At 66.7% G+C, this 15678-nt stretch carries 21 protein-coding genes; 7 read left to right on the top strand and 14 right to left on the bottom strand.

The genetic code is table 11. The features are described 5' to 3' along the window. Positions 1 to 66 precede the first annotated feature (66 nt). Positions 67 to 492, top strand: coding sequence for a holo-ACP synthase AcpS (gene acpS / locus NMI01S_RS06960; protein ID WP_030517926.1), 426 nt, complete (start codon positions 67 to 69; stop codon positions 490 to 492). Between the two features lie 144 nt (positions 493 to 636). Here acpS and NMI01S_RS06955 read toward each other — a convergent pair whose 3' ends face one another. Next, positions 637 to 1266 (bottom strand): TetR/AcrR family transcriptional regulator, encoded by a 630-nt coding sequence (locus tag NMI01S_RS06955; RefSeq protein WP_228533674.1) that lies wholly within the window; start codon positions 1264 to 1266, stop codon positions 637 to 639. 328 nt (positions 1267 to 1594) lie between these two features. Between NMI01S_RS06955 and NMI01S_RS06950 the strand changes: the two genes are divergently transcribed. Next, positions 1595 to 2872: a DUF7159 family protein gene (locus tag NMI01S_RS06950; protein WP_157126062.1), complete on the top strand. Its 1278-nt coding sequence runs from the start codon at positions 1595 to 1597 to the stop codon at positions 2870 to 2872. A gap of 73 nt (positions 2873 to 2945) precedes the next feature. On the opposite strand, the gene bcp is transcribed toward NMI01S_RS06950, so the two are convergent. After that, positions 2946 to 3419 carry a thioredoxin-dependent thiol peroxidase gene (gene bcp / locus NMI01S_RS06945; RefSeq protein WP_062995175.1) on the bottom strand — a complete coding sequence of 158 codons (474 nt, stop codon included), beginning with the start codon at positions 3417 to 3419 and terminating at the stop codon, positions 2946 to 2948. 99 nt (positions 3420 to 3518) lie between these two features. Here bcp and NMI01S_RS06940 point away from each other — a divergent pair, with 99 nt between their 5' ends. Further along, a complete protein-coding gene (locus NMI01S_RS06940; RefSeq protein ID WP_062995174.1) occupies positions 3519 to 3743 on the top strand; it encodes a DUF3618 domain-containing protein in 225 nt (74 codons plus the stop codon). A gap of 78 nt (positions 3744 to 3821) precedes the next feature. On the opposite strand, the gene NMI01S_RS06935 is transcribed toward NMI01S_RS06940, so the two are convergent. Further along, on the bottom strand, positions 3822 to 4136 hold the full coding sequence (locus NMI01S_RS06935) for an excalibur calcium-binding domain-containing protein (protein ID WP_062995173.1): 315 nt from the start codon (positions 4134 to 4136) through the stop codon (positions 3822 to 3824). Between the two features lie 127 nt (positions 4137 to 4263). After that, positions 4264 to 5241 (bottom strand): pirin family protein, encoded by a 978-nt coding sequence (locus tag NMI01S_RS06930; RefSeq protein WP_062995172.1) that lies wholly within the window; start codon positions 5239 to 5241, stop codon positions 4264 to 4266. A 59-nt stretch (positions 5242 to 5300) separates the two neighbouring features. On the opposite strand from NMI01S_RS06930, the gene NMI01S_RS06925 reads away from it, so the two are divergent. After that, entirely contained in the window at positions 5301 to 5792 is a 492-nt protein-coding gene (locus tag NMI01S_RS06925; protein ID WP_062995171.1) for a MarR family winged helix-turn-helix transcriptional regulator, read from the top strand. Positions 5793 to 5882: 90 nt separating this feature from the next. Here the strand turns inward: NMI01S_RS06925 and NMI01S_RS06920 are convergent, their stop codons facing one another. The 3 genes from NMI01S_RS06920 to NMI01S_RS06910 all read right to left on the bottom strand — a co-directional run bounded on the left by NMI01S_RS06920 (position 5883) and on the right by NMI01S_RS06910 (position 7679). Continuing rightward, complete coding sequence (locus NMI01S_RS06920) at positions 5883 to 6923, bottom strand: crotonase/enoyl-CoA hydratase family protein (RefSeq protein WP_062995170.1); 1041 nt, start codon at positions 6921 to 6923, stop codon at positions 5883 to 5885. Positions 6924 to 7054: 131 nt separating this feature from the next. Further along, positions 7055 to 7393 (bottom strand): hypothetical protein, encoded by a 339-nt coding sequence (locus tag NMI01S_RS06915; RefSeq protein ID WP_062995169.1) that lies wholly within the window; start codon positions 7391 to 7393, stop codon positions 7055 to 7057. Positions 7394 to 7454: 61 nt separating this feature from the next. After that, positions 7455 to 7679, bottom strand: a complete 225-nt coding sequence (locus NMI01S_RS06910) for a DUF6221 family protein (RefSeq protein ID WP_062995168.1) — start codon at positions 7677 to 7679, stop codon at positions 7455 to 7457. A gap of 290 nt (positions 7680 to 7969) precedes the next feature. On the opposite strand from NMI01S_RS06910, the gene NMI01S_RS06905 reads away from it, so the two are divergent. The 3 genes from NMI01S_RS06905 to NMI01S_RS06895 are packed head-to-tail and all read left to right on the top strand — an operon-like array spanning position 7970 to position 10222. Then, the gene (locus NMI01S_RS06905; RefSeq protein WP_218020934.1) at positions 7970 to 8911 is read left to right on the top strand and encodes an alpha/beta hydrolase; all 942 of its coding nucleotides are present in this window, start codon (positions 7970 to 7972) and stop codon (positions 8909 to 8911) included. 33 nt (positions 8912 to 8944) lie between these two features. Beyond that, positions 8945 to 9400 (top strand): GbsR/MarR family transcriptional regulator, encoded by a 456-nt coding sequence (locus tag NMI01S_RS06900; RefSeq protein WP_062995167.1) that lies wholly within the window; start codon positions 8945 to 8947, stop codon positions 9398 to 9400. A 9-nt stretch (positions 9401 to 9409) separates the two neighbouring features. Further along, positions 9410 to 10222: a class I SAM-dependent methyltransferase gene (locus NMI01S_RS06895; RefSeq protein ID WP_062995166.1), complete on the top strand. Its 813-nt coding sequence runs from the start codon at positions 9410 to 9412 to the stop codon at positions 10220 to 10222. Positions 10223 to 10370: 148 nt separating this feature from the next. On the opposite strand, the gene NMI01S_RS06890 is transcribed toward NMI01S_RS06895, so the two are convergent. From NMI01S_RS06890 to NMI01S_RS35280, 7 genes are all read right to left on the bottom strand, one after another. Continuing rightward, positions 10371 to 11558 carry an NAD(P)/FAD-dependent oxidoreductase gene (locus NMI01S_RS06890; protein WP_062995165.1) on the bottom strand — a complete coding sequence of 396 codons (1188 nt, stop codon included), beginning with the start codon at positions 11556 to 11558 and terminating at the stop codon, positions 10371 to 10373. Positions 11559 to 11640: 82 nt separating this feature from the next. Continuing rightward, complete coding sequence (sigJ, locus tag NMI01S_RS06885) at positions 11641 to 12582, bottom strand: RNA polymerase sigma factor SigJ (protein ID WP_084512785.1); 942 nt, start codon at positions 12580 to 12582, stop codon at positions 11641 to 11643. Positions 12583 to 13364: 782 nt separating this feature from the next. After that, positions 13365 to 13655: a hypothetical protein gene (locus NMI01S_RS06880; RefSeq protein WP_062995163.1), complete on the bottom strand. Its 291-nt coding sequence runs from the start codon at positions 13653 to 13655 to the stop codon at positions 13365 to 13367. A 169-nt stretch (positions 13656 to 13824) separates the two neighbouring features. After that, complete coding sequence (locus NMI01S_RS06875; RefSeq protein WP_157126061.1) at positions 13825 to 14094, bottom strand: hypothetical protein; 270 nt, start codon at positions 14092 to 14094, stop codon at positions 13825 to 13827. Positions 14095 to 14424: 330 nt separating this feature from the next. Beyond that, positions 14425 to 14670, bottom strand: a complete 246-nt coding sequence (locus tag NMI01S_RS36635) for a hypothetical protein (RefSeq protein WP_501193595.1) — start codon at positions 14668 to 14670, stop codon at positions 14425 to 14427. Positions 14671 to 14838: 168 nt separating this feature from the next. After that, complete coding sequence (locus tag NMI01S_RS06870) at positions 14839 to 15252, bottom strand: hypothetical protein (RefSeq protein ID WP_062995161.1); 414 nt, start codon at positions 15250 to 15252, stop codon at positions 14839 to 14841. Between the two features lie 90 nt (positions 15253 to 15342). Next, positions 15343 to 15678, bottom strand: a 336-nt coding sequence (locus NMI01S_RS35280) for a hypothetical protein (RefSeq protein WP_167669877.1), incomplete at its 5' end; no start/stop codon positions are given.

Genomic DNA, 15678 nt, shown 5'->3' with positions numbered 1-15678 from the left:
AACAACTCCCGGGTAACGATCCGCCGATACCGTGGATGGCTCGCCGAATCCGTAGGCTGCGGATTCATGACCATCCTCGGTATCGGCCTGGATCTGGTGACCATCTCCGATTTCGCCGAACAGCTCGAACGGGCCGGAACCACCATGCTCCGGGAGAGTTTCACCGCGGGTGAGCGGCGTTACTGTCAGAGCAAGGGCACCGATCCGGCCCGCAGTTTCGCGGCGCGGTGGGCGGCCAAGGAGGCCGTGCTCAAAGCATGGGCCACCTCCCGGTTCGCCCGCCGTCCGCAGATCGGTGACAATCCGTATCCGCTCATCGAAGTGGTGAACGACGCCTGGGGCCGGCCCAGCATCAAACTGCACGGACTGGCGGCGGAATTCCTGCCGCGGGTGCGGGTGCACCTGTCGATCACGCACGACGGCGATACGGCCGCCGCGATGGTCGTCCTCGAGGATCCGGGCGAACTGGCCGACCTGATCGAAAACCCCTGAGGCGGTGCGGGCTTCGGTAGCCCGAGTCGGCCCGTCGCTCCTGCGAAGGCCGGAACCGGCGACGTCTCGCTCACACGTCCCCGGTTCCGCCCTTCGTCGGAGCGACGGAAAGTCCTGTCGGCGACAGGTGCGGGTCGCGCGCGATCAGGCCGTCGTATCGCGTTGCCCGGTGCGCGATTCCTTCTCCGCGATCAACAGGTACGCGACCATGAGGCGCTTGAGTTCGGCCACGGCCGCCTCGTGGCTGAGGCCGTCCTGTACCGAGAAGTTCAGCATCGAATACACCACGTGCACCAGCACCTGCGCCATCATCGAGCGGCGCCCGCGCGGCGTGCGCGGCATCAGCGGCCGCAGCATCTGCTGAACCGCCTCGGCGAATTCCTTCTCGTGGATGGCGCCGGTGGCGCGGGTCGACGGGGTCGACTGCATGGCCAGCCACACCTCGCGCCGCGACGGGTCGGTCATCCACAGTTCCGCGAGGTGGTCGACGAGCTTGTTCATGTGCCGCAGCCAGTCCATCGACGGAATTTCGCCGTGGAAATCGGCGAGCTCCTGGGAAACGGCCACCAGGTCTTGGCGATTGAGTTCGCAGACGATCACGTATTTGTTGGCGAAGAACTGATACAGCGTGCCGATCGGCACCTCGGCGCGGGCGGCGACCTCCTCGCAGGTGAACGATTCGAATCCGACCTCGACCAGTAGTTCGCGCGACGATTGCAGCAGCGCATCGAATTTGCGCTTGCTGCGTTCCTGGGTGGGCCGACGGCGCGGCATCAACTCCTGTGGGTCGTCCTGCAGCTCCAACGCCGGATCAGGACGTCGGTTCGACCTCGATGCCGTGCGCGCTTCCACCACATACACCAGGCTAGCGGTAGCGACACGCGGATGACACACGGTGCCGACTTCCGTACCCGTGATTCGGTCCGATTCATAACCCATCCACGCCGAATGTGGTGACGAACACATACCGAGTAGATCTACATCAGCGGGGGTGTGGCGATTGTCGGTCGTTCCCGCTGCGGCGTTGAACCGCTGCTCGGCGCAGCTTCTCCGGCGCGGTTCCTGCACACGGAAGGCTTGATCTGTGGTGGTTCGACCTGTGGTGACTCTCGGAGCTTCGATCGCGCGCGACTGCGTGGACGCGGTGGCCCTGCGCGAAGGAAGCGCAAAACTGACCGACCGGGTGCTCGCGCACCACGTGGCCGAACTCGGCGCCGCGGCGCCGGCCGGACTGCCCGGACTGATCGAATCGCTGCTGGACGGACTCGCCGCGGAGGTCGGGGCGGAGTACGAGATCGCGGGGGCGGCGGTCACCTATCGCGATGCGGCGGGCCGGCGGGCGGTCGTCACCGGATTGGCGTCCGGGCCGTGGTACGAGGCCTCGCTGGTCTCGGCCAAGTCGGCGCATCTGGCGCTGGCCCGCGCGATGACCTGGGCGAGCGAATTCGACCATCTGCTGATCTGCGAGCTGACGCCGGGATATCAAGGCTTCTCGCTGATTTCACCGCATCGCGACCGGGTGGTCGCAGCGACGGCGACCGCCGCCGGTTTCGTCTCCGAGGATTCGGTGCGGATGGGCATCGTGGCCGCCTGGGATCAGCTGGATGCGGCGGGCGTGCGGCCCAGCGCGGTCGTCGCGATCGGTTCGGCCGCGGAGCATCCGGGAGTCGCCGCGGTGTTGTCGGCGGGCTTCAACGCGCCGGTGATCCCCTGCGCCGTCGCGACGGCCGGGTCGGCGATCGGTGCGGCGCTCGTGGTGCAGCCGGAGGCTTTCGTCGTCGGCGCCGGGGAACGCGCACGGGTGTCGCGCAATTCGGTCGCGGTGGTCGCCGCGGCGAGCGTGCTGGCCGGCGGCCTGACCATCGGCGGCGTGCACGAGCTCACCGACCATCCGCGTTCGGATGCGACCACCCGCCTCGCCGACGCCCGCAACGCGCAGCCGAACCGGGGTCCGCGCCATGCCCGTCCGGAACCCGGTCTGCCCGCGGTGGATTCGATTCCGGAATTGCCGGTCGACGGGACCGCCGACCAGCCGTCGACGGGGCCTCGGCATGCGGCGCCGGATCCGTCGAACGCCGATCCGGCCTCCGCCGGCTGGGGTCCGGACGGATCGTCCTGGCTGGGCGTGCGAGGTTCGGATCCGGCGAGTGAGCCGAAGCGACTGGCGAAGGAGGCGCCGCAGCCGGATTCGCCGGAACCGCAGGCGAAGTCGGTGATTCCCGCCCCCACCGAACCTGTCGGCGCGCCCAACGGCTCACTGCTGTTCCCGGGCGAGTCGGCGCCGCCGCAGCTCGGCACCGAGGAATTCACCGAGTGGTGGGACAACCACTGGCGGCTGACACTGCGGTGGATGGTCGCGATGATGCCGCAGCGCGACTGAACGCCGCGAAGCGCCGACGAGGGGCCCGGGACTATCGTCCCGGGCCCCTCGTCTCGTCCGTCACCTGTCCGCGCTAGACCGAGAGGTCGCGGCGCAACTTCGCCACATGCCCGGTCGCGCGCACGTTGTACTGCGCCACCTCGATGATGCCGTGCTCGTCGACCAGGAAGGTGGAGCGGATGACGCCGGTGATGCGCTTTCCGTACATCGTCTTCTCACCGTAGGCGCCCCATTCCTGGAGCACTTCGCGCTCGGGATCGGACAGCAGCGGGAAGGTCAGCTTCTCGTTGTCGCGGAATTTCGCCAGTTTCGCGGGTTTGTCGGGCGAAATGCCGAGGACGTCGAGGCCGGCCTCGTTCAACTCGGCCAGGTTGTCGCGGAAGTCGCACGCCTGCTTGGTGCAGCCGGGTGTACTGGCGGCCGGGTAGAAGTAGACGATCACCTTGCGGCCGCGGTAGTCCGCCAGCGACACCGGCTTACCGTCGGCGTCGGGAAGCGTGAAATCCGGCGCCGGATCGCCGGGGCCGAGTTTTTTGGTATCGGTCATGCCAGCACGGTAGCCCACCGATGTGACAACGGACGCGACATCGGGGCGGCGGATAGACTCGACGGCCAGCGACCTACCGGAACGACAACAGGAGACAATGTGGCGAGGGATACCGAGCACATCGAGCGGGAGATCGAAGCCGCGCGCAATCGGCTCGCGGGCACACTCGACGAGCTCGCGGTGCGGGCGGACCCGCAGCGGATCGCCGGCAACACCAAGAAGGCCGTCGTGGCGAAACTGAACGAGCCGAAGGTGAAGTACAGCCTGATCGGCGCGGGCGCTCTGGTCGGCGTGCTGGTGCTGGTCAAGATCTTCCGCCGCTGACGCCGCAGAAACGACGGAACCCGGTGTGACACTGTGTCACACCGGGTTCTTTGTCGTCTGCGGCGATTACCGCGCGGATCAGACGGTCGGGCAGGCCATACCGGTGCCGTCGGGATCCAGGTGCGGCGAATAGCCGGGCTCACCACGGAACAGCGGGGCGCGACCCGCCGCCCGGGCCTCGTCACAGTTCTTGAACGTGCCTCCCGCCGAACCCGTCTGGGTCAGCCCCGCCGAGCCGGTGGCACCGATGGCGTCGTCGATACCCGACGATCCGGTACCGGCGGAACCGGTGGGAATGAAACCGTCTGCCATGGCGGACGGGGCGGTGACGACGATCGGGGCGGCGAGGGTGATCAAGCCCGCGCCGGTCACGATTAGCCTGCGAACGTTCATGTATTCCTCGATGTCAGCTGCGGTTGATACGACGGACCGGCCGCACTCCCCGCGGTGGCGGGCCGGAAACGCCGAGTCTACTGTTCTGATGGCGACCGTCGTTGTCAACCGCACGGCCGAGAGCCGCTTATTCACCGAGGCGGCGGCCGGTCATATGTTCCGCCGGAATATGTCCCATACGCCCCGCCTCGAAATCCGTTATGGCGTCGATGATTTCCTGTTTGGAATTCATCACGAACGGCCCGTATTGCACGACCGGTTCACGAATGGGCGCGCCGCCCAGTAGGAGTACCTCGAATTGACCGGTGGGTCCCTCCTGGCGATCGTCCGCGGTCAGCGCGACGGCCTCGCCGTGGCCGAGCACCGCCAGCTGCCCCTCGGTGAGGGTGCGGCCCTCGTCGCCGACGGTGCCGCTGCCCGCCAGCACGTAGGCCATAGCGGTGAACTCCTGCGGCCACGGCGTTTCCAGCCGTGCGCCGGGACTGATCGAGGCATGCGCGTAGGCGATCGGCGTATAGGTCGAGCCGGGGCCCTCGTAGCCGCCGACATTTCCGGCGATGATGCGCACGAGCGCACCGCCGTCGTGGGAGGTGACCAGCGTCAATTCGCTCGCGCGCAGATCCTGGTAGCGCGGGTCCGCCATCTTCAGCGACCGCGGCAGATTGACCCACAGCTGCACGCCGTGGAAGACGCCGCCCGAGATCACCAGTTCCTCGGCGGGAAGTTCGTCGTGCAGGATGCCCGAGCCGGCGGTCATCCACTGGGTGTCGCCCTCGGCGATCGTTCCGCCGCCGCCGTTGGAATCGTGGTGAACCATGGTTCCGTCGATCATGTACGTGACGGTTTCGAAACCGCGGTGCGGATGCCATGGGGCGCCCTTGGCCTGGTAGGGCTCGTAGGCGACCGGGCCCATGTGATCGAGCAGGATGAACGGGTCGGCGGTGCGCACATCGAGGCTCGGGAACGGCCGGCGCACCTCGAATCCGGCGCCCTCGAGCTGTTTGTGGGCGGTGGTCACGGTCCGGACCGGCCGCTGTCGCATGCTCTGCTCCGGGCGGGGCAGTCGCGGCAGCACCAGGATGTCGTCGACGGTGATCGCGGGCATGATGTCCTCCTAGGCCGGTTGGTGTCCATGTCAACCAACAACTCGGTAGGATCATTCCCATGGTGCGGTGGCTGGACGAACAGGAGCAGCAGACCTGGTCTGCCTACATCCGGCTGCGTCAGCGGCTCGACGCCGCGATGGCCGCCGGGCTCGCCCGCGACGGACTGTCGGTCTCCGATTACGAAATTCTGGTGGCGCTGTCCGACGCGCGCGAGGGGAGTGTGCGCGCCCGCGACCTCGCCGCGCAGATCTGCTGGGACAAGAGCCGGTTGTCGAAGCATCTGGCGCGGATGGACAAGCGGGGGCTGGTGGTGCGCAGTCCGGCCGCCGACGATGCGCGCGGCCGGCTGATCTGCCTCACCGAGTCCGGTCGCCGGGCGCTCGACCAGGCCGCGCCCCGGCATGTCGAATTGGTGCGGCGGCTGTTCGTCGATCAGTTGAGCGATGCGGAGGCGCGGGCGTTGCGGTCCCTGTCGGACAAGGTGAGTGCGCGGACCGAGAGCGACGCGGATATGTCGTCGGCGATGGATGGCGCTGTGCAACCGGACTGAGGCGCGCACCGGATCGTCGTCCGTTCTACCGCGGCTTCGAGTCGTCGCGGCCGGTTCGAGTTCACGGTGTGTTCCGTCCCGGGTGCGGGCTCATCTGTCTTCGGTGCCATCCGGCCGGTCGAATTGCGCCCGCTTCCAATCACCGAACGGTTCGTCGCGTTCCCGCACTGCCTCCCGGAAACCGGTAGTGGCCGAACGCAATTGGAAGGCATACCCTTCTCGGGTGTGCCGGGAGATACCGTCGAAGACGGTGCCGACCATTCCCGAATTCGCGACGCCCTGAGCCAGCAATGAGCTGTTGAGCGCGAGTTTCGCCATGATCAACTGATTGATCGGCATACGCGAAATGCGTTGCAGCAGTTGTTCGGTACGTTCGTCGAGCTCGTCCGCCGGACAGGACTCCACGGCCAGGCCCCACTCCTCGGCCTGCGTGCCGCTGAGGCAGTCGCCGGTGAACAGCAACCGCTTGGCGCGCTGATCGCCGAGCCGGTGCGCCCACATCCCCGCGGCCGGGATGCCCCACACTCGGGTGGGGGGATAGCCGATCTTGGTGTCGTCGGCGCAGATGATCTGATCGCAGAACAGGGCGATGTCGGTGCCGCCCGCGACGGCGAAGCCGTGCAGCTTGGCGACTGTCGGCTTGTTCGCGTGCAACAGGCTGGAGAAGCCGCGGTTGAATCGGCTCATCATCTGATAGTCGACCATGGGATCCCATGTGCCCCAAGGATTGTGGTTGCGCGCCTGTACCACCGGGTCGAGGACGGTTCCGGTCGTGGGCTGGGCCGACACGGTGGGGGACAGGCCGTTCTCGGCGAAGATCGAGAGGTCGTAGCCGCCACAGAAGCCCTTGCCGCGCCCCGACACCACCATCACGTGCACGCGCGGATCGAGGTCGGCGCGTTCGACCGCGTGCGCGAGTTCGATCGGGGTGTCGGCGGTGATGGCGTTGCCGTGCTCGGGCCGGTCGAACGTGATGCGGGCGATGCGGCCGGTCACCTCGTAGGTGAGGGTGCGGTAGGCCGGGCCCGGCTCCGGTTCCGGACGGTCGGCGAACAGCGAGTCCTCGCCGCTGGTCAGGTCCTCGCGCCAGGCCGCGGGCCGGGTGCCGGGGTGGTGCGGGTCGTCGGTCACCCAAGAAGTGAACTCCAGTTCACTTCTTGATGTCAAGGGTGACGCGCAGCCGGCTGCCGATCTTCGCGTATGCGGTCGACCCGTGGCCGGGGAGGAGTGCCGGCGTTTTCGGCGCAGCGCGCCGGCAGGGTTCAGGGGAGCGGGTTTTCCTCGCCCGCGAGCCAGGGTGTCACCGGGGGCTTGATCCACAGAATCTTCTCGTCCGTGTGATCGCGTTGTGCGGCAGGATGATTCGGGTTGCGCGTGGCCCACGCATCCTTCTCGTCGAGAAGTTGTGCGACCAGTGTCCAGGTCTCGTCGGTACTCGGCGGGTTGGTGCCGGCTGCGCGCGCCAGTTTTCGGCGAGTGGCCGCCGGGACGGTCGCGAGTTCGGCGCCGGAGACCCCGCGCTGCCACAGATAAGCCGCGAGCCGTCGCGCTTTCTCGGCGCGGCCCTTACTGGCGTGGTCGGTATGTGCGTAGTCGGCCATATCGGTTCCCGATCGCGAAAACGTGTGCCGTCGAGCCTAACCACGTACCCGCCGCGCGGAACTAGAGGATCCACTCCGGTCGATAGTCGACGTGGTCGGCCCAGCACAGCGCGACGCACCGCAACAGCTGATCCTCCCGGCCGCCCCCGTCCGGCAGCTGTGCCAGCGTGACGATGAGCCGCTTGGCCAGCACCTCCCGCCACGCCCGCTGTTCCCCCTCGACGGCCCGCGCCGCATGTTCGTCCTCGCGCAACCGCGCATCGATGAACTCGATAATGCTCCCCACGGTTGTTTGGACGCCCCGGGCCGGTCACCGGTTCCGGTCGGCGGCCGATCGGGGTCGAGCAGACCGCACACTGGCCCGCCGCCGCGTTCCTGCCCCAGCCGCCGGCCACCGTCGCGGCTCGCCAGCTGAAAGAAGTTCTGCGCCGATAGTTTTACCGCGTCGCCGCCGGATCGTGCGGCGAGGTACCGGCGGTCCGATAGCGCGGAGTTACCGAGGGCACGGTTGACTTAGCTAGTCATTTCAGTCAACACTGAAATGGCTAGCTTCGTTACGAAGGAAAGGTGGCGGTGATGACTCCGCATCCGCAGCAGGTGAAGTTCAACAGTCTCGGTACCTCGTGTGCCGGTGACCTGTATGTGCCGGAGGCGGACGCCCCGGTTCCCGGTCTGGTGCTGGGGCACAGCGGGGTGATGGTCAAGGAGGCGTTGGCCGTGTTCGCGGCGCATTTCGTGCGCGCCGGGTTCGCGGTATTGGCGATCGACTACCGCACGGTCGGCGCCAGCGAGGGTGAACCTCGGGGCCAGGACTATCCGCAGCGGCAGGTGGAGGACTTCCGCAGTGCGATTTCCTATCTGCAGAGCCGACCGGAGGTGGATACGGCGCGGATCGGGTTGTGGGGCGTCAGCGTCGGTGGTTCGGTCGCGGTGCAGGCCGCGGTGCTCGACCGGCGCGTGAAGTGTGTTGTGGTGCAGAGCCCCAGCGTGTGGAACGGGTGGCGCTATCTGGAGCGGTTGGCCGGCCGCGCCGGTGTACAGGCGCTGCGGGATCGGCTGGACGAGGACTGGCAGCGTCGCTACGAGGGCGGGGCCGGTGCGCGGGTCCCGCATCTGAGTCTCGACGGAGAGACTGTGCGGGACACGCCGCAGCTGGCTACGGAGATGTTCCCCAGTTACCGCAACGAGAAGACACTCGACTCCACCGAGCACCTGCTCACCTTCGCACCGGAAGATCTGATTCAGCGACTGGCGCCGACCCCGCTTTTGATGATCGCCAACGGAGGGTGGGACCCGTACCACATGCTCGAGGAGGCGCAGAGCGCGTTCGCCAGAGCGGGCGAGCCGAAACGTCTGGCGGTGCTGCCCTACGACGTCCTCGGCCTCTACACCGGGCCGGGCCTCGAGGAAGCGATGGCGCTGGCCGTGGAGTGGTTCGATCGCTACCTGCGCAAGACCCGCCTCGCCACCGCCACTCCGACGCCCACCCGCGAGTCGATTGCCGCTATGACACAGTGACGGCTCCGAGCACGTAAGCCGAGGAGGAGCGCTATGCCCGATCAGGACAACCAGGACGAGGTGCTGCGGTGGGTCGAGCGGGTAGCCACGTTCTGTGTGGACGAATGGGCGCTCGCACCGATCACCGGTCGCATCCTCGGTCTGCTGATGATCTGCGACCCGCCCGAGCGCTCCGCCGGCCAGATCGCCGAGACGATCCAGGCCAGCCGCGCTTCGCTGACCTCGAACCTGCGTTTCCTCGCCGCCATCGGTCTGGTCCGCAAGGTTCGCGTGCCAGGTGACCGCACCACCTACTACCGCATCGAAGATGACGCCTGGCACAAGGTGATTCAGCGCAAGCTCGACAGCCTCGGCGCTTTCGGCGACATCGCCGATGAAGGCATGAAACTCGCGGGCGGCGGTGGGGCTCACACCGAGCGCATCCGCGCCGCCCAGCAGTCGCTGACCTGGCTCCGCGACATCGCCGCCCGCAATCCCCCCACAACGTAAGGACTTCTTGTGCAACGCCTGCGACTGGACCTGGACCCGCTCCGGGAAACCTCGCTGCTCACCCTCTACGCGAGGGCTCTGGACACCAAGCTTGCCCACCCGATCCTCGGCGACACTCGCTCCGCCGACATCGCCGACATGATCGACTACGACTTCGCCAAGCTCGAACTGAAGCCCAGCCTCGTCTGCGGCACCGCGCTGCGCGCCAAGCAACTCGACGAGGCGGTCCGGACGTTCGTCGCGAACCATCCGGACGCCGTCGTGCTGGATCTCGGCTGCGGACTCGATACCCGCGCCCTCCGCTGCAATCCGCCCGCCGGCGTCGACTGGTACGACGTCGACTTCCCCGACATGGTCGAGCTTCGGTCCCGATTCCTTCCGGACCGGTTCCTGCGCATCGGCGCCGACCTGACCACGCCGGGCTGGCTCGACCCGCTGCCTCGCGATCGGCCGGCCATGATCGTCGCCGAGGGGCTGCTGCCGTTCCTGCCCGGCGACTCCTTCCAGCGGATGACCCGGGAGTTGACCGCGCACTTCGACACCGGCGAACTCGCCATCAACGGATACACTCGCTTCGCCGCCTGGTCGATGAAGTACCACCCCACGATCAAGGCCATCGGCATCACGGCCGCCCAAGGATTCGACGATCCACACGACCCCGAGACCTGGCACGCCGGCCTGACCACGGCCGAGGAGCAATTACTCACTCGTGCCCCGGAAGTCGCCGATTTTCCCCAGCCGCTGCGCGCGGCCACCCGGCTCATGAGCCACAGCACCGCACTGTCCCGGCAAGGCACCCGCATACTTCGCTACCGGTTCTGACCACTACATCGGTACTCGGGGTTTCGGCGAAAAATGTTGTGGCAGTTCGGATTTCGGGAGGTGTAGACGGGTCTGTCCCCGGCATCGCCTGCTGTCGCGGTCCGCCCCACCCGTCCGAGTGGGGCGGACCGCGACGTTTCGGGCACGCTCAGGCAGCCGCGACCGGAGCCTGGATGCCGGTCGCGACGACCCGGCGCCGCCGGCTCGGCGCCAGCAGGGTGGGGTGCTTGACACACCACGCCGCGATCGAGCAGATCAGCTCCTTCACGCGGGCGGCCTTGCGGCCCACGTCGACCTTGGACGTCGGCTGATCTTCCTTGGTCACCTTCTGCACGATGGCATCGCGGCGACCGAGGCTGATGCACTGGCTGTTGTAGCCGATGGGGGCATCGGGAACCGTACGTCCGCTCAGCCGCGCGGCAATGGCATCGGCACCCAGCCAGGCCATCGGGGAAGCGGTGGCGCAGCCCATGCGCAACGTGGCGCCGCCCACTCCCGCGGCGTGTGCGGCATCGCCGACGGCGTACACATCCGGATGCGAGATCGAGCGCTGGGTAGCGTCCACGACGATCCGTCCCGACTCGGAAACAGCGAGTGTGCTGGCGGCCGCGATCGGGTGCACGGCGAATCCCGCTGTCCAGACGGTCGTTTGCGCACGGATCTCCGCTCCCGATCGGGTAGCCACGCCATCTTCGGTGACCCTGATGACGTCCGCGTGCTCGTGGACGGTGATCCCGAAACGTTCGAACGCGAGGTGTAGGTGGCGCTGCGCCTTGTCGTCGAGCCAGTCGCCGACGCCACCGCGCGCGGCGATCGCGACCTTCAAATCCGGGCGCGCCTCGGCGATCTCGGTGGCAACCTCGATGCTGGTCAGGCCACCTCCCACGATCAGCACGGTCTCGCCCGCACGCAGTTGGTTCAGGCGTTCTCGCAGCCGCAGCGCGGCCTGCTTGCTTGCCACATGGTGAGCGTGCTCGACAACACCAGGTACGCCGAAATCGGCGACGGTGCTGCCCAGTGCGTAGACGAGGGTGTCGTAGCCGAGGGTCTCCGCCCCCTGGTCGCCGATCAGTTCGATCGTTTTGCGGTCCGCGTCGATCGAATCGACCCGTGCGATGCGCACCTCGACCCCGGTGCCGGCGAACATCTTGCGCAGTGGGCGAACCGGCAGGTCCTGCCCCACGGCGAGCTGGTGCAGGCGCACCCGTTCGACGAAGTCGGGGTCGGCGTTGACCAGGGTGATCTCGACGTCGTCGCGGCGCAGTCGCTTGGCCAGGCGGCCGGCGGCGGTGGCTCCGGCGTACCCGGCTCCGAGGACGACGATGCGGTGCTTCATGGTGTTGCCTCCTGTCTCGGTGGGTTCGGAACTTGAACCGGACAGCCGCACGAATGCTGACAGGAGAGAGGTGTGATGTGGGTCACCACAAATCGGGCAGGGGTGCTCCCGGTGCGTATGTGGCCCACTGGCGATTGGCGAACGCCAGCTTGTCGGGATTGACGTGGGCGTGCACGGCGGCGATGCCGTCGGCGGTGACCTCCAGCACCACGACGCCGACGATGCGATCGTGGGCCACCAGGATCAGGGCGGGCCTGCCGTTGACGATCGCGGCGAAGGGCGTGGGCTTGCCGCCGAGCTTCTCCCACTTGGCGCCTGTGGGTTTGATGGCGAGCCGCACGAACGTCGCGATGCGTTCGGCGCCGACGAGCGGCCTGTTCAAGGAGGCGAAGAAGGCGCCGCCGTCACCGATGATGGTGGCGTCATCGGTGAGTAACCGCACCAGCTCCTCGGTTCGGCCGCTGACCGCCGCGGCCAGAAATTCCTCCACGATCCGGCGGGCTGCGGCGCCGTCCACCTCGATGCGCGCCCGTTCCACGGCCAAGTGCTGTTTGGCGCGGCGATAGATCTGCTGGCAGTTGGCTTCGGTGATGTCGAGCAGCTCGGCGATTTCGTGGTGCGGGTACCCGAAGGCCTCGCGCAGGACATACACCACGCGTTCCTTGGCGGTGAGCCGCTCCATGAGCGTGAGCATGGCGATCGATACCGATTCCCGTTGTTCCACAGTGTCGCTCGGGCCCAGCATCGAGGCGCCGGCCAGCACCGGTTCCGGCAGCCATTGCCCCACATAGGTTTCCCGGCGCGCGCGAGCAGTGGTGAGCTGGTTGAGGCAGAAATTGGTGAGCACCTTGGTCAGCCACGCCTCGGGCGTCTGCACGTACTCGCGGTCGGCGGCCTGCCAGCGCAGATATGTTTCCTGCACCGCGTCCTCGGCATCGCTGGCCGAGCCCAGCAAGCGATAGGCGATCGCTTCCAGGCGGGGCCTGGAACTTTCGAACAGATCGGCCTCGCGCGTGGGCAACATGCGAACATCGTGGGCCATGCGCACCGGCGTGTCCAGCCGTCCGAAACACGGTCGCCATCGTGAACGCGGAGACTGTATGGCTGGTGACGTTCCGATCCAGCCGGTGGAATGAAGAAAAGCCCCTGAGCCGAATGGCGTGATCAGAGGCTTCGTTGTTGTGCGCCATCAGGGACTCGAACCCCGAACCCGCTGTTACGGGTTCGGGGCTTCCCCGCATTCACGGCCAATCACCGGGATTCGCTAATGTGCGCCCTACCTGCGGTTATGCTGTCATGGTTTTCATGGCAGGTCACCGATGATCACGGGCAGTCACGCCGTAAGTTTGGGGAAATTTTGGGATGGGTCAATTCTGATAGGTCGCAGGTTCGTGCCCTCGGCAGGACACACAAAACATGGGCAACCGAAAAACGTCTGGTCATCGCGGATTTCTATTCGATCTAGCGGTGCCGGTCTGTTGATCCCATCGTGTTCCCAGTCTCCGTTGTGGCCACGGCGGGGGACATCGTGAAGGGGACGGCGACGACTTGCGGTTTGACGGTCAGCCGAGAATCGAAGTTGACTATCGGTTGTAGACAGGTCCGCCGATGATCCTGAGATGCCGGAATTGCTGAGCGGGGGTCAGGGGTTCGAGTCCCCTTAGCTCCACTGAAATAGCAGGTCAGGCCCGGTCTTCGACCGGGCCTGACCTATTTTATTTAATTCAGCCCCACGGAAACCCCGCGATTTCGGCACCTAATTCTGATTCGCTTGAGTTCAAACCCGTAACGATGCGGTGCCGTGGTCTAGCTCTGGGACTCGGGCGGAAAGGCCAGAGTATTCAGGGCTCCTTCGAACCAGGCGTGTACGGCCAGCCAGATGTACGGGGGATGTCCTTCTTCATCCTCAAGTTCCTTCGCTTTACGGACGAGGTATTCGAGCATCGGGTTGTCACGCTCGGGGAACGGGTACGGGAAGGTGCCGTCCGGCTCGGAGATGCTGTCGGCTCTGTAGTCCTGGTAGCCGTTGGCGATGATCCGGGTCGACTGCCGGGTGACATAATTCGTTGGGATCGCTGGCGGTCCGTCTGGCTGCATTGGCTGTGGCCCCGGGGTGAATGAGTTGTGGCGTCGATTACTCCATCAGTCTGACACGGCTCCCGCTTGATCGGTGCAAGGCGGGTTGCATGGGAGTAGCCAGGGCTCGCTGCGGTCGGCGCGGTGATCACGTTGGCTGACCGGTGAGGCAACCACCGTCTCGCCGGGCTCACTGGGGGAGCGGTAGCGGATCTTTCACGCGGGCCAGCGACGCAACCGGAGAGCCGGTGTGAGCCGCGGTGTCGTTGCGCGGCGCCAGGATGTTGCTGGCGACGACGGCCCAGAAGGTTTGCCGGTCGATGATGTCGAAGTCCCAGTCCTCGACCAGGTGGTGCAGGGTGTTCACGATGGCGGGGATGTCGAAGTCGGTCGCTCGAGCGGCGCCGGTGGACTCGACGAGGCCGGTGACGTATGTGGTGGCGGTTTCCATCGTGAACATTCGTTCTCCAGATCTGCGCGGCGTGACCACTCCTGCGTGGACGCGTCTGTGTGCCCCGACCTGGCGAGCAGACCGCACACTGGCCCGCCGCCGCATCCCCTGCTCCCGGTCTCTGGCCACGGTCGCGGCCCGACAGCTGAAAGAAGGTCTGCGCGAATAGTTTTACCGCATCGCCGCCACAGTTGATGACACCTGATGTCAAAAATGTGTTCTTCGCCGCCAGGTTGTGCGCGGCGGGCGGTGACCGGCCTTGCGGTCCACCTCGGCGGGCTGTGGGCGTCAGTCCTGAGACCCGGCCGCTGAGCAGAGCTTGAGAGCGGTCGCGCGACTCTATCGGTGATGATCACCTGGTCGCTTGCGGATGTCCGTACTCAGCGATCGAACCGACCTGGTGGTCGCCCGACGAGGCCTTGATCGATCCGTACCCCGCCGCCAAGATTCACTGCTCCCCGTGTCGGCTTTCGCTGCCGCGAGTTCGTCGTTGGTTTTGCGGATCGCGACCAGCTCGAGCCCGAGATCGTCGATGCGATCGAGAATCGCACGCAACCGGCGGTGATCGGGTACAGGCGCTCGCAGCGTCGAGCGAGCCGGAGACGACCAACGGTGCCGAACTCGGCCAACGCGGTGTGCCCGCGCTCCGACAGCGTCGCGTCGAACAGATCGCGCCGTTGGCGTGCAGGAAATGACGTGATCACCGCCGGTTACGTCGTGCCGCTGATCTTCGCCGAATCGCCGATCTGCCGGTCAGAAGGCGTGGTTCGGGGAGTCGCCGCCGTTGGGAATATCGGTGTCACCGAACAGGCCGCTGTTTCGGTGACCGTCCCGACTACCGCCATCGCTGTCAGCCGTGCCCGTCAGGGCGTCCCCGTAACTGCTGTCGTCGCCGAGAATTCCGGAGCCCGGCGATTGCCCATCGTCCGGGGCGTGGTGGTGGTGGGTCTGGTCGGCCAGCATCGAAAATGCTACCCATTGCCCGGCGCTGAAGGTGTCGGCGCGGCCGGCGCTGCGGGCGTTGCCGGACTGGGCGTTCCACGCGGCGTGATCCAGGGTGGTGTCACCGCGCAGCTGGCGCAGACGTCGAGATTCGGATCGGACGATCATGACCACGAGCAGCGCGACGAGAGCGCCAATCATGATGATCGCGATCGCGGTATCCATGTGGCAAGAATGGTCGCTCAGGCGCGGTTGGGCAACGCACGCGCCGTGGACCGCGCCTGCTTCCTCGGCCCGTCCGGCTTTCGCGTACTCCTACAGAAGGACCTCATCGGTGCAACCGGGGGCCTGCGCGGATTCGTGCAGTGCGATCCATACCGGGAAGTGCGACAGCGCGGTAACAGCGCGCCGGCCTCGGGTGGTGAGTGTGAAGCGTTGACGGGTGCAGTGGTTGTCCCAGCTTCCGGGGTCGTGGCCGATCACCAGTCCGAACGCGGCGACGGCGCGCAGGGCCAGCGATGCCGTGCGCCCGGAGCATCGCAGCGTTTGGGCGAGTTCGGTCACGGTGAGCGACGCCGTGGACAGAGCCTCCAAGGATTCCAGCGCGAACGGTCGTTCGGCGAGTAGCCGCAGCTCGCTGAGCTCCAGCCC

It is taken from the genome of Nocardia mikamii NBRC 108933 (assembly GCF_001613505.1).
GTDB classification, from domain to species: Bacteria; Actinomycetota; Actinomycetes; order Mycobacteriales; family Mycobacteriaceae; genus Nocardia; species Nocardia mikamii.
Note: the sequence above shows the minus strand (reverse complement) of the source record. Positions and strands in the feature narration are given on the sequence as shown.

Excerpts from the sequence above, each read along its gene's own strand:
- sigJ (WP_084512785.1), bottom strand. The coding sequence starts at position 12,582 with ATGTTGCCCACGCGCGAGGCCGATCTGTTCGAAAGTTCCAGGCCCCGC.
- NMI01S_RS06890 (WP_062995165.1), bottom strand. The coding sequence starts at position 11,558 with ATGAAGCACCGCATCGTCGTCCTCGGAGCCGGGTACGCCGGAGCCACC.
- NMI01S_RS06915 (WP_062995169.1), bottom strand. The coding sequence starts at position 7,393 with ATGGCCGACTACGCACATACCGACCACGCCAGTAAGGGCCGCGCCGAG.
- acpS (WP_030517926.1), top strand. The coding sequence starts at position 67 with ATGACCATCCTCGGTATCGGCCTGGATCTGGTGACCATCTCCGATTTC.
- NMI01S_RS06880 (WP_062995163.1), bottom strand. The coding sequence starts at position 13,655 with ATGCAGCCAGACGGACCGCCAGCGATCCCAACGAATTATGTCACCCGG.
- NMI01S_RS06905 (WP_218020934.1), top strand. The coding sequence starts at position 7,970 with ATGACTCCGCATCCGCAGCAGGTGAAGTTCAACAGTCTCGGTACCTCG.
- NMI01S_RS06900 (WP_062995167.1), top strand. The coding sequence starts at position 8,945 with ATGCCCGATCAGGACAACCAGGACGAGGTGCTGCGGTGGGTCGAGCGG.
- NMI01S_RS06930 (WP_062995172.1), bottom strand. The coding sequence starts at position 5,241 with ATGCCCGCGATCACCGTCGACGACATCCTGGTGCTGCCGCGACTGCCC.
- NMI01S_RS06935 (WP_062995173.1), bottom strand. The coding sequence starts at position 4,136 with ATGAACGTTCGCAGGCTAATCGTGACCGGCGCGGGCTTGATCACCCTC.
- bcp (WP_062995175.1), bottom strand. The coding sequence starts at position 3,419 with ATGACCGATACCAAAAAACTCGGCCCCGGCGATCCGGCGCCGGATTTC.
- NMI01S_RS06925 (WP_062995171.1), top strand. The coding sequence starts at position 5,301 with ATGGTGCGGTGGCTGGACGAACAGGAGCAGCAGACCTGGTCTGCCTAC.
- NMI01S_RS06870 (WP_062995161.1), bottom strand. The coding sequence starts at position 15,252 with ATGGATACCGCGATCGCGATCATCATGATTGGCGCTCTCGTCGCGCTG.
- NMI01S_RS06955 (WP_228533674.1), bottom strand. The coding sequence starts at position 1,266 with ATGCCGCGCCGTCGGCCCACCCAGGAACGCAGCAAGCGCAAATTCGAT.
- NMI01S_RS06875 (WP_157126061.1), bottom strand. The coding sequence starts at position 14,094 with ATGTTCACGATGGAAACCGCCACCACATACGTCACCGGCCTCGTCGAG.